This window comes from Mycobacterium sp. URHD0025, from assembly GCF_000426065.1.
Taxonomy (GTDB): domain Bacteria; phylum Actinomycetota; class Actinomycetes; order Mycobacteriales; family Mycobacteriaceae; genus Mycobacterium.
Genome location: NZ_AUEQ01000019.1, coordinates 113790 through 125193 on the forward strand (window position 1 = coordinate 113790; position 11404 = coordinate 125193).

12 protein-coding genes are annotated in these 11404 nt (G+C 65.7%); 10 read left to right on the forward strand and 2 right to left on the reverse strand.

What is annotated here, in order from left to right:
* Position 1: 1 nt before the first annotated feature.
* From thiD to H977_RS0126970, 6 genes are read left to right on the forward strand one after another with little or no spacing between them, the layout of a single operon-like run.
* A complete protein-coding gene (thiD, locus tag H977_RS0126945; RefSeq protein WP_029110778.1) occupies positions 2-838 on the forward strand; it encodes a bifunctional hydroxymethylpyrimidine kinase/phosphomethylpyrimidine kinase in 837 nt (278 codons plus the stop codon).
* The gene (locus H977_RS0126950; RefSeq protein ID WP_029110779.1) at positions 835-1467 is read left to right on the forward strand and encodes an alpha/beta hydrolase family protein; all 633 of its coding nucleotides are present in this window, start codon (positions 835-837) and stop codon (positions 1465-1467) included. The genes thiD and H977_RS0126950 overlap by 4 nt, the downstream gene beginning before the upstream one ends.
* Positions 1464-2027, forward strand: a complete 564-nt coding sequence (locus H977_RS0126955) for a septum formation family protein (RefSeq protein WP_036477353.1) — start codon at positions 1464-1466, stop codon at positions 2025-2027. Before H977_RS0126950 ends, H977_RS0126955 begins: the two co-directional genes overlap by 4 nt.
* Before the next feature lie 46 nt (positions 2028-2073).
* The gene (locus H977_RS0126960; protein WP_029110781.1) at positions 2074-3450 is read left to right on the forward strand and encodes a cytochrome P450; all 1377 of its coding nucleotides are present in this window, start codon (positions 2074-2076) and stop codon (positions 3448-3450) included.
* 42 nt (positions 3451-3492) lie between these two features.
* A complete protein-coding gene (locus tag H977_RS0126965) occupies positions 3493-4977 on the forward strand; it encodes a flavin-containing monooxygenase (RefSeq protein ID WP_029110782.1) in 1485 nt (494 codons plus the stop codon).
* A 16-nt stretch (positions 4978-4993) separates the two neighbouring features.
* Positions 4994-5263 (forward strand): DoxX-related protein, encoded by a 270-nt coding sequence (locus H977_RS0126970; RefSeq protein ID WP_029110783.1) that lies wholly within the window; start codon positions 4994-4996, stop codon positions 5261-5263.
* Here H977_RS0126970 and H977_RS0126975 read toward each other — a convergent pair.
* Positions 5230-6477, reverse strand: coding sequence for a TetR/AcrR family transcriptional regulator (locus tag H977_RS0126975; protein WP_029110784.1), 1248 nt, complete (start codon positions 6475-6477; stop codon positions 5230-5232). The two genes, H977_RS0126970 and H977_RS0126975, sit on opposite strands and share 34 nt — an antisense overlap.
* Before the next feature lie 96 nt (positions 6478-6573).
* On the opposite strand from H977_RS0126975, the gene H977_RS0126980 reads away from it, so the two are divergent.
* Positions 6574-6798: a hypothetical protein gene (locus H977_RS0126980; RefSeq protein WP_029110785.1), complete on the forward strand. Its 225-nt coding sequence runs from the start codon at positions 6574-6576 to the stop codon at positions 6796-6798.
* Positions 6799-6957: 159 nt separating this feature from the next.
* Here H977_RS0126980 and H977_RS34000 read toward each other — a convergent pair whose 3' ends face one another.
* Positions 6958-8643, reverse strand: coding sequence for a serine/threonine-protein kinase PknH/PknJ (locus H977_RS34000; protein ID WP_081681864.1), 1686 nt, complete (start codon positions 8641-8643; stop codon positions 6958-6960).
* Positions 8644-9108: 465 nt separating this feature from the next.
* Here H977_RS34000 and H977_RS0126990 point away from each other — a divergent pair, with 465 nt between their 5' ends.
* From H977_RS0126990 to H977_RS0127000, 3 genes are all read left to right on the forward strand, one after another.
* Complete coding sequence (locus H977_RS0126990; protein WP_155946848.1) at positions 9109-10317, forward strand: DUF7373 family lipoprotein; 1209 nt, start codon at positions 9109-9111, stop codon at positions 10315-10317.
* A 175-nt stretch (positions 10318-10492) separates the two neighbouring features.
* Positions 10493-10819: a hypothetical protein gene (locus tag H977_RS0126995; protein ID WP_036477379.1), complete on the forward strand. Its 327-nt coding sequence runs from the start codon at positions 10493-10495 to the stop codon at positions 10817-10819.
* 165 nt (positions 10820-10984) lie between these two features.
* The coding region (locus H977_RS0127000; protein WP_029110788.1) for a DUF222 domain-containing protein at positions 10985-11404 on the forward strand (420 nt) is incomplete at its 3' end.

Sequence of the window (11404 nt, forward strand, 5' to 3'; positions counted from 1 at the left end):
AGTGAACTTCTTGCCGCTGGTCGCCGCGGGTGACACGCCGCTGCGAGTGATGACCATCGCCGGATCCGACTCCGGCGGTGGTGCCGGCATCCAGGCCGACATGCGGACCTTCGCGATGCTCGGCCTGCACGGCTGCGTCGCGGTGACCGCGGTGACGGTGCAGAATTCGGTGGGCGTCAAGGGTTTCCACGAGATTCCGCTCGACGTCGTGGCCGGCCAGATCTCGGCCGTCACCTCCGATATCGGCATCCAGGCCGCCAAGACCGGGATGCTGGCGTCCGCGGAGATCATCACCACGATCGCCGAGACGTGGCGGGCCGAGGGGTTGGCGTCGAACGTGCCCCTGGTCGTCGACCCGGTGTGTGCGTCGATGCACGGTGACCCCCTGCTGCACCACAGCGCACTGGATGCGCTGCGTACCGAACTGTTCCCGCTCGCCACGCTGGTCACGCCGAACCTCGACGAGGTGCGACTGCTCGTGGATATAGAGGTCATCGATTCCGAAACCCAGCGCGAGGCAGCGCGGGCCCTGCATGCCCTGGGGCCACAATGGGCACTGGTCAAGGGCGGGCATCTGCGCTCGTCATCGGCCAGCCCCGACCTCTTGTTCGACGGCAAGGATTTTCACGAGTTCCAGGCGCCGCGGGTCGACACCGGTGACGACCATGGCGCCGGCGATACCCTCGCCGCCGCGACGGCTTGCGCTCTGGCACACGGGCATTCGGTGCCCGAGGCGGTGGAGTTCGGCAAGGCCTGGGTGACCGAGTGCATCCGCGCGGCTTATCCGCTGGGGCACGGCCACGGCCCCGTGAACGCGTTGTTCCGGTTGCAGCGATGAACCTCGAGGCGATCGCGGGCGTCGCGCACGAGCCGGAGGGGCCGGTACAGGGCGTCGTGGTGCTCACCCACGGGGCGGGCGGCAACCGCGATTCGGCGATGCTGGTCAAACTCTGCGACGAGTGGGCCTCTCGTGGCTGGTTGGCTGTCCGCTACAACCTGCCGTATCGCCGCCGCAGGCCCAAGGGTCCGCCGTCGGGGTCGGCGGCCGGTGACCAGGAAGGGATCGTCGAGGCGATCGCGCTGGCCCGCACCTTGACCGAGGGGCCCGTGATCGCCGGCGGGCATTCCTACGGCGGGCGGATGACCTCGATGGTGACCGCCGACGACGATGGCGCGGGCCCAGACGTTTTGACACTCTTCTCTTATCCGCTGCATCCACCGGGCAAGCCCGAGCGGGCCCGCACCGAGCACCTGCCCCGCATCACGGTGCCCACGGTATTCACCCAGGGCACCGCCGATCCGTTCGGCACGATCGATGAGGTGACGGCAGCTGCGGCCTTGGTGAGCGGACCGACCGAACTCGTCGTCATCGACGGCGCCCGCCACGATCTCGGATCCAAGCGTGTGGACGTGCCCGTCCTTGCGGTGGATGCGGCGCTGCGGGCAGTCGATATCGTCGAGCCATGACCTTCACTTCTGGTCCGCCCGGCCCCATCGGTCACCCTGGCCCGCACGGCCACAACTACCCGCCGCCACCTCCCCAGCCGTATTCCACCGGCCCTGACCAGTTCTCGGGACAGCCGAAGAAATCCCCGCCGCTCAAATGGGTGCTGCTGGGTGTCGTGGTGCTGCTTGCGGTCGTCGTCGCAGCCGGTGCGGTGTTCTATCTCGCCCGGGACCGCGGCGCCACCGAGGCCAGCCAGGTCCGCTCAGGTGATTGCCTGACGGAGATTCCGGACAGCAGCCGCGTGCTGTACGTCAAGACGGTCAGTTGCGACCAGCCGCACAAGGGTGAGGTGTTCGCGGTGCTGCCGCTGCCCGACGGGGATTTCCCGGGCGATGCCGCGGTGGTCAAGTACGCCGACAAGTGCGCGCCGGCACTGACCCAGTACGCCCCCGGTGCGAGCGCCGAATCCGGTATCCAGCTGTTCGTCCTGTACCCGACCGCCGACTCCTGGCAACGTGGTGACCGCAGTGTGACATGCATCGCGACCAGCAAGAACCCCCGGACCGGGAAAATAGAGTAACGCGCTACTCTAGTCCGCCCGGCAGGCGCCGCCAGACACTCGGTGCATGGTCGACATCGATGCGCGGACGGCCGCAGCCACCCTGCCGCTGGCACCGCGCAATCCCCTGCCCTACCGACAGATGCTCAAGGCGCTGCGGTCTTTCATCGAAGGCCACCAGCAGTTGCGTGACGCCGGTGGTCCCGTCAGCCGGATGGTGCTGGGCCCCCGCTGGCTCATTCCTCCGGCGCTGTTGATCACCTCGCCGCAGGGTGCGCGCGACGTCCTGGGACGCCGCGATTCGGTGGCCGATCGCGGCGGTGCCCTCAACATGGTCGAACTGCGCAGGCTGATGGGCGGCAACCTGCTGAATCTGCCGCACGAGCGCTGGTTGCCGCGCCGGCGGACGCTGCAGCCGATGTTCACCAAGCAGAACGTCCCGCAGTATGCGGGGCACATGGCTGCCGCGGCGCACTCGATCACGGACGGCTGGCACGACGGTACGACCGTCGACCTCGATGTCGCGTGCCGGGCGCTCACGTTGCGCGCGTTGGGCCGCTCGGTGTTCGGTGTGGATCTCGACGAGCGGGCCGGCGAGGTGGGTCCGGCGCTTCGAACGGCGTTGTCATGGATCTCTGATCGGTCGGTCCGGCCGGTCAACTTCCCGCAGTGGGTGCCCACGCCCGGCCAACGACGCGCGAAGGCCGCCAATGCCGGTCTGCACCAGCTGGCCGCCGAGATCCTGGCCGGGGTGCGCACCGATCCCGACCGGGACGCACCACTGGTGCGGGCGCTCATCGAGGCACGTGACCCGGATACCGGCCGACAACTTGCCGACGACGAAATCTGTGACGAATTGGTGCTTTTCATGCTCGCCGGTCATGACACCACGTCGACGACGCTGTGTTATTCACTGTGGGCGCTTGGCCGCAATCCCGACCTGCAGTCGCGGGTGTACGAGGAGGTCGCCGCTCTGGGTGAGCGCACGCTGACGCACGAGGACGTGCCACACCTGGAGCACACGGTGCGGGTGCTGCACGAGGCACTGCGGCTGTGCCCGCCCGGTGCAGGCACGCCGCGACTGCTCAACGAGGAGATGACGGTCGACGGCTACCGCGCCGAGGCCGGCACCATCGCGATGGTGAATTTCTATGTCATGCACCGTGATCCGGCCTTGTGGGACGATCCGCTGACCTTCGACCCGGACCGATTCACCCCCGAGCGATCGGCGGGCCGAAACCGTTGGCAGTACCTGCCTTTCGGTGGCGGTCCGCGATCGTGCGTCGGCGACCACTTCGCCATGCTTGAGGCGACGCTGGCATTGGCGACCATCGTGCGCGAGGTCTCGGTGACCTCCCTGCGCGACGACTTCCCGGTGGAGACACCGTTCACCGTCATCGCCGCCGAGCCCATCCTGGCCCGCATCACCAAGCGGTCCGGCTGACCCCTCGACAAAGTACCCGGTACCTGCGGTACTGTCTGCAGCATGAGCCCCGGGGAACACGAGGCGGTAATCGTCGGCGCGGGCTTCGCCGGCATCGGCGCTGCCATCCAGCTCAAACGGCTGGGCATCGAGGACTTCGTGATCGTGGATCGCGAGGCGGACCTCGGCGGCACCTGGTACGTCAACCACTACCCCGGCCTGGCCGTCGATGTCCCCACCACCACCTACTCGTACTTCTTCGAGCCGAATCCGAACTGGTCACGCCTGTTCTCCACGGGCGCCGAGATCAAGCAATACGCCGACGATGTGGCCGACAAGTACGACGTGCGCCGCCACATCCGGTTCAGAACCTCGGTCGAAAGCGCCCGCTGGGATGAGGAGGCCTCGCGCTGGCGCGTCGCCCTGGCCGGCGGCGAGGTGCTCAGCGCGCGATTCCTGCTGACCGCCACCGGCTTCCTGTCCCAGCCGCACACTCCTGACGTTCCGGGCATCGCCGACTTCACCGGCACAGTCATCCACACCACCGACTGGGATGACAGCTACCGGCCCGACGGTCGCCGCATCGCCATCATCGGCACGGGCGCCACCGCGGTGCAGCTCATCCCGGAGTTGGCCCGCACGGCCGCGGATCTGACGGTCTACCAGCGCACCCCGATCTGGGTGGTACCCAAGATCGACCTGAAGTTCTCGGCACGGGTCAAGACGTTGTTCGCCCGTGTTCCGCTGACCCAGCGCGCCGTTCGTGCCGTCACCGACGCCATCTATGCCTTCATGGTCGATACGGCCGTGCTCAAGCACCGGTACTTCCGGCAGTTCAACATCGCCGCGGCCGATTTGGCCAAGCTGCACCGGTTCGTCTCGATCCGAGACCCCGAGCTACGCCGCAAGCTGACGCCGGACTACGACTTCGGCTGCAAGCGCCCGACATTCTCCAACGGCTACTACCGCACCTTCACCAAACCGCACGTGCACTTGCAGGCCGACGGCATCAGACGGATAGAACCCGGGGCGATCGTCAACGCCGACGGCACCGAGACGGCCGTCGACACCCTGGTTCTGGCCACCGGGTTCGACCTGTGGGACGCCAACTTCCCGGCCATCGAGGTGATCGGGCGCGACGGGCGCAACCTCGGAAAGTGGTGGCGGGAAACCCGTTTCCAGGCCTACCAGGGTGTATCGATGCCGTACTTCCCGAACTACCTGAGCCTGGCGAGCCCCTACGCCTTCCTCGGCCTGAACTTCTTCAACACCATGGAGTATCAGATGCGCCTGATGGACCGGTTGTTCGGCGAGGTCGCGCGTCGCCGCGCCACCACGTTCGAGGTCACCGAAGAGGCCAACTCGCGGTATCTGGACCGCATGACCGAGGCATTGGGCGATTCATTGTTCACCCTCGGGGACTGTGCATCGGCACGGTCGTACTATTTCAACCCGAGCGGCGAGGCAACGCTGCTCCGGCCGATGACGACCCGCCGGGCCGTCGCCGAAGCTTCACGATTCCCGTTGAGCGACTACACATTTGCCTGATCAGAGAGGATCACACATGGCAGAGGGCAACAACTCCAAGCTGGTCAAGCTCGCCGGCCTCGGCCTGGCAGGCGCCGGTGTCTCACATTTCGTGAAGCCGCAGCTGTTCGAGTCGATCACCAAGCCTGCGTTCCCCAACGACACGCAGAAGCACATCTACACCAACGGCGGCATCGAGACCGCGATCGGCCTGGGGCTCCTCCTGCCCAAGACCCGCAAGCTCGCCACCATCGGCACGCTCGGATATCTGGCCTACCTGGCCGGCAACGCCGTCCGTAACCGGTAACGGCCCAGCAGGGTCAGATCGATCATCACGGCGACGACGGCCCGGGCCTGCTCCGAATTCTGATAATTCATGAGCCGGCCCAGGTCGATCACCAAAGCCATCGCGGCATGAACCGCGAAGCGCGCCTGACCGACACTCCACTCGGGGCGCACCGGCATGACGACCTCGACCCACGATTCCACGGCCGCACGCTGCAGGTCCCGCAGGATCTTCTGGTCGGCGGGCGTCATGTTCAAGCGTTCCGTGTAATAGACGTAGTCGAGTTCGGGCCGGTCGAACGATCGGGCCACGTAGTCGTCGATGAGAGCGCCCAGCGCCTGTTCGGGGTCCTCGGCCGCGCCGAGTACTTCGGACATGTCCGCCGACAGCCGGTCGGCGGCGCGCCGGAAGCCGGCGGCCAGGATGTCGGATTTGCCCGAGAAGTACCGATAGATACCCGAGGCGGGCATGCCGACAGCTGCGGCGATGTCCTCCATCGTGGTGTCGCGATACCCGTTCTGGTTGAACAGCCGCATCGATTCGGTCAGCAGCGCTTCGTATTTCGTCGGGTTGGCAACCGCCGGCGGCGGCGTCACCGCCTCGGTCGGGTTCGGGAACTCGGGCAGCTCGGCGGCCAGCACGATGTCGCAGATGTCGGCGAGCAGTGCGCGAATCTGGGTGGCGGGCAATTTGGACCGATGATCGACGACGCTGCCGACCACACCGAGCACCGCCGTCGACAAGGTCCAGCGGGCCCGCGAGCTGAGTTCGGGCCGCAATTCCATCAGCGGCCGGTGTATCCGGCGGTGCACCGTGCGCACCTGCGCGTCCAGCGTGCTCTGGTCATCGCCTCGCAGATAGCGCGCCTCCCATCGGTACAACCCGCCGGATTCACGGTTTGCCAGAGCGGTGTCGCTCAGAGCGGCGACCAGGCGGCGCAACTGCTCACGCGGGTCCCCATCTGTCTCCTCAGCAAACGCTGTCCCGTCGACAAGTTGCTGGCTGAGATTGAGAACAGCGTCCCGGAACAATTCGTACTTGCTCGAATAGTGCCGGTACAACGCGGCTGCGGAGATCCCGACGCGCGAGGCGATGGCCTCCATGCTCACACCGTGATATCCCAGGGCACTGAAAGACTCCGCCGAGGCCCGCGCTATCTGGGCCTTTCGGTCTTTCGGACGACGTCGCACACCTTTGGCACCACTGTCGATCGACCGGGGCGAGATGCGCGCCATTCCGTCACACTAACGGACCGAACAGCCGGGTCAAAATGGTGGTTCCACCGAGAATAGGCATTAACATAGACGGCAATAACGCCGGACGGGGGTCGCGTGCTTGCCAGGTTGCGGAGGTTGCTGGCCTACCAGGTGGCGTTCGGCGAACTGATCGTGGTTGCTGTGGTGCTGGGTGTGCCGTACCTGCTCGTCGGCATCTTCTGGTCCGGCACACACACAGACCATCTGCAATCGATGGGCGGCCTCGACGCGGTGGTGTCCTTCCTGGGGGCCATGGTTTCGTGGCCGGTGTTGTTGTTCACCGACGTATGTATGACGTGAAGTGACAAGGCCGGGCAGCTGGCCGAACCGGCGACGTGGCGGGGTCGCTGAACTGTCGCCAACGGGCCCGGCATCGCTCCCCGGTGCGAACCAGCGGCAAGGTGATGCGTACTTCACGTCATTCGCCCGGGGGCAGCAACTCCGCATCACTCAAATACGTTACGCCGGAATCCTTCCCGCGATTTTCTGCAGGATCTCCGCCGCTTGGTGGACCACACCGGTTCGGCAGGCCATCACGTCGACAACCACATTGTTGCGGACGCCCAGCGCCCGCTGGCAGTCAAAGCCGTCCGGGCGGTTTACCAAGAGCGCCACAGTATTGTCGTCGACGGACTCCACCGAGCTGAAGGTGTGCGCGGTCGTGGTGGCGTTCGAGGTGGCCATTAGGGTCTTGCCTGCGCATTGCCGCCAGATCAGCCGCTCGTTGCGCAGCAGCTTCTGGGCCGCCGCGGCGTCGGGAAAGGCGATCACGGCCTGGACGACGATGGCACCCACGCCAGTCGGGGGTACCAGGATCTGTTCGACGGCCGCCTTCCAGTCCAACGCCTCGTAGGCAAGGTGCTGAGCGGGCCTCAACGCGGAGACGCACTCCTTGAGGTCGACAGCGCCGGACGAATCGTCCTGGATTGCGGTGAGAGTTCGGTCGACTATCAGCTCGGGCACTCCGACGAGCTCGGCCGCCTGCTCGGTGGGCAGAAGCAACCCGCTCAGCGCCGCGTTCGGCACGGGGGTGGACGACGTCGACGTCGGTTGGGACGTACCGGCGCTCGTCGACGCCGGCAGTGGCGGTTCTGATCGTGACGTCAGCGCCCATGCCGCTACGCCGCCGCCGAGCAGCACCACGACCGCGGCGACCGCCATCGCCGCGGGGAGCTTGCCGCGACTTCGGGCCGGCTGAGGCATAACGTAAGCGGGCTGCGGTGTGTGGCTGAGTTGGGTCGGTGCGCCGGTCGGGTGCCTCGGGTACCAGGTTGCGGTCTCCGTGGGTTGCTGCGGTGCGGCGTCGGTGCCGGCGAGAGCTTGCAAGGCTGCCTCCGCCAATTCGCGGGCGCTGGCGAATCGTTGTGCTGGGTCCTTGGCCATCGCTTTGGCGATGACCCAGTCCATCTGAGGTGACAGCCAGGGAGCCACCTCCGTGACCCTCGGTGGCGGCTGATTCAGGTGAGCGGCCATCACCGCCGCGGCGCCGTCGGCTTGGAAATATGGGCTCTTGCCGGTGAGCAGCCGAAACAGTGAGCAGCCCAATGAGTACAAGTCGGCACGGCCATCAAAGTCAGTGCCGGACAACACTTCTGGAGCGGCGAATGCCAGGGTTGCCATTACGGAGCCAGTGGAGGTCAATCCCACGTCGCCCAGGGCGCGGGCGATACCGAAATCTGCGAGCAGCACACGCTCCTCGCCACCGACCGACTCGGACAGCAGGAAGTTGGCCGGCTTGATGTCTCGATGCACAACCCCTCGATGATGGGCGTAGTCGAGCGCTTTGGCGACCTCGCTGATGGTCCGCACGGCCCGTTGCGGATTCATGGTGCCGGCCCTCTGTGCAGCGTCGGCATCGGTTCCCTCGACGTATTGCATCGCGATCCACAATTGACCGTCGAACTCGCCACGCTGATGAACCGAAACGATGTTGGGGTGGTCGAGCGCCGCGGCAACATCGGCCTCGCGCACGAATCGAGCGCGAAAGGCAGGGTCGCTCGACAGTTGAACGCTCAGCACCTTGATGGCTTCGCTGCGCGGCAAGTCCGGGTTTCGCGCCAGGTAGACGGTGCCCATCCCCCCGACGCCGAGAAGACGTTCGATCCGGTACCCGGCAAAGACCGAATTGATGGGTAGATCTGACATGTGCGCTGACCCCTAAGCGTTGCCCGTTCGTCGCAATATTTGCACAAGTCGCGGCCGGTATACGACTGCTACGGGCTTCGGCCGCATCAGAGGAAGTCCTCGATCAAAGTGGTCGGTGCAGTGGATAAACACTGCACAACCCGCGCGCTCGTAGGTGAAAATTGGTGTCGATAGGTGCCCCTACCACCGGCATACAATTCCCCTGCGGGTTCGGCGAGACTCCAGGACGCGCGCTGAAGGACGTCGGCACCGCATTCGCTGCCGCCTCGTCTGCTCGGATAACGACGCACGCCCCATCGACCGTACAAGCGAGGACAGTTGAGCTACCAAGGGCCGCCGAGCCACCAAGGATTTCCGAACCATGGGAACCAGCCGGATCCGTGGGCCCCCACGATTTCAGCGAACCCGCCGCGGCCACCACGGCGCCGCAAACCGCTGATTGCCGCTGCGGCAGTGATTCTCGTCGTGGCAGTGGCCGCAGGTGTCGGCATCTGGCGACTCAGCGGCCGCAGCAGTGACTCCAGCAAGACCGCAACGAGCGAGGACACTGGCCCGAAGATCGACCTCAGCAGCCTCGACATCGGTCACTACGATGTCAAACCACGCGACTTTCAAGGCGCTACCACCAAGGCCGAAGGTCGCAACCTCGAAGCGTTCAATCTGGCCGAGGGTGTGGCACTTCCTCCCGACGTCGTCCCCACCCTGACCTATCTCCAAGGTGTGCCGACTCCAGAACCCGCTACGGCAGCAGCGGCCATGTCGGCGAGCGGCCAGCCGGTGGTGCAGCCCGTACTTGAGAAGCACGCCATGATCTCGGGTTACCTGATTCAGGGATTTCCCAAGCCCGTGCGGGAGTTTGTCCGAGCGCCGGCACCTCCGTTGCTGAACATCTTGGTGACCAGTTTCCCGAGCGCCGACAGCGCAACACGGGCCGCAGCGGAGATGGACGCCACCGACAGCGCGGTGAACGCCGAGAATGTCACCGTCCCCATCCCGAACTACCCCGACGCGCACGCCCACTACCGGCCGGGCTTTTCGACGATCGGCGCCACGATGGCCCGAGATGACGAAGTGGTCTCCATCAGCTTCGCCGATGTGCCGGGAACCACGGCCGAGCTTCTGGGAGCTCAAGTCTCGAGGATCCTCGATGTTCAGGTGCCCCTGATGGACCAGCTCATCAGCAACCCCGAAGCTGGGCTCACCATGCTGACGGCCGACCCGGATCACATGGTCAGTCGCCTTCTCATCGACGGGAAGACACCGCCATTCGGTACCCAGCTGCAGAGCCTGGGAGCGCATGCGTCCACGTTGTGCGCCAGCTCCCCCGTGATCCAACAGAACCTGTTCGGAAAGGCCGGAGTCGACCGATGCGCCGGAATGTCGGGCGGCACAGTGATGCGAACGCGCGATGAAGCAGCAGCCAAAGAACTCCTGCACACCACGTTCGAGGCAGAAAGCGCCGAATACGTCGATCATCAGATCACCACGCCGCAGGGCGTACCCGACGTCATCTGCTCTGAGCAGAAGCCGGCGTTCTGGAAGGACAACGCCAACGCTCGGTTCAACTGCAGCCTGAGCTACGGCCGCTATGTCGCGGCCGTATCGAGCAACGAGGAACTCGACGTTCGCCAACGCGCAGCCGCCCAGTACGCACTCCTGGTGAACAACGACTGAGCCCCAGCTTGGGAATCACCGGCGACTACTTGACACCTAGTTCCCGCCTATCGCACCGCCGGGCTGACGACCAAGCTCAGTCGCATCATCTGTCATAAAGGCATCCCGGTGGCATTCCGATTGAGACGATGACGCCCGTTTTGAGAAGCTACATATGCGACGTGAAGGGGGAACGGTGAGTTTTCGAGCCGTCTATATCGGGATCGCCGGGGCCGTGGTGTTGGCCATCGGGTTGTATCTGTTGAGCCTGCCGGTATATCTGGACGACTTCGATCAGTTCGGCATGCAGATCCCCTGCGGCTCGGGCTACGCGGCCCACCTCGTTCAGGCGGGCGCGGCAGGCCAGGAGTACGTGGACAAGTGCGGCTCGGCGCTGATGATGCGCCGGCTGTGGACCATCCCGGTGGCTGCGCTCGGCGCGCTGGCCTTGATCGCGGTGCTGTTCCGCGCCGCCACGTCGTCGGCGCACGAGACGCTGCTGCCCAATCGCGATATGCACTGATATGGGGTAGGTCTGGGCGGCCACGGTTGCCCCAGACATCGATGACAGTTCGTCGTTGCGAGTCCGTCAGCCACGGTGGTGTGGTGCCGTCGCCACCGGCTGCGCGCACTTTTCATGAGTCAACGCGTCGCCGTTCTTGTCGGTGGTCGAATGTATGTTCGATTCATGGAGGCGGGTGTGGGCGAGGCGGTGGCGGGGTTGCGGGCCGCGTTCGACGCCTTTGCCGCCTGTGATGTCGGGGCGTTGACCCGCGCTGAGGTGCTGGCGGTGCTCGACGAGTACGAGACCTTGATGTGTCAGTTGCCGGGGCCGTTGCATCGGCTGCTGGCCCAGCTGCAAGCCGAGACCACGCCGCGGGAGTTGGGTGCCAAATCGTGGAACGCGGTGCTGCGGATTAGGTGGCGGCTGTCGTCTGCTGAGGCCGGGCGGCGCCTGGCCGAGGCGGCGGTGTTGGGGCCGCGGCGTGCGCTGACCGGGGAACCGTTGGCGCCGGTGTTGCCGGTGGTGGCTGCCGCCCAAAATGCTGGGTTGCTCACTGGTGATCACGTCAAAGTGCTGCGCGACGCGGTGGACGATCTGCCCGGG

Coding starts and splice junctions, on each gene's coding strand:
- H977_RS0126950 (WP_029110779.1), top strand. CDS start 835: ATGAACCTCGAGGCGATCGCGGGCGTCGCGCACGAGCCGGAGGGGCCG.
- H977_RS0126955 (WP_036477353.1), top strand. CDS start 1,464: ATGACCTTCACTTCTGGTCCGCCCGGCCCCATCGGTCACCCTGGCCCG.
- H977_RS0126960 (WP_029110781.1), top strand. CDS start 2,074: ATGGTCGACATCGATGCGCGGACGGCCGCAGCCACCCTGCCGCTGGCA.
- H977_RS0126965 (WP_029110782.1), top strand. CDS start 3,493: ATGAGCCCCGGGGAACACGAGGCGGTAATCGTCGGCGCGGGCTTCGCC.
- H977_RS0126970 (WP_029110783.1), top strand. CDS start 4,994: ATGGCAGAGGGCAACAACTCCAAGCTGGTCAAGCTCGCCGGCCTCGGC.
- H977_RS0126975 (WP_029110784.1), bottom strand. CDS start 6,477: ATGGCGCGCATCTCGCCCCGGTCGATCGACAGTGGTGCCAAAGGTGTG.
- H977_RS34000 (WP_081681864.1), bottom strand. CDS start 8,643: ATGTCAGATCTACCCATCAATTCGGTCTTTGCCGGGTACCGGATCGAA.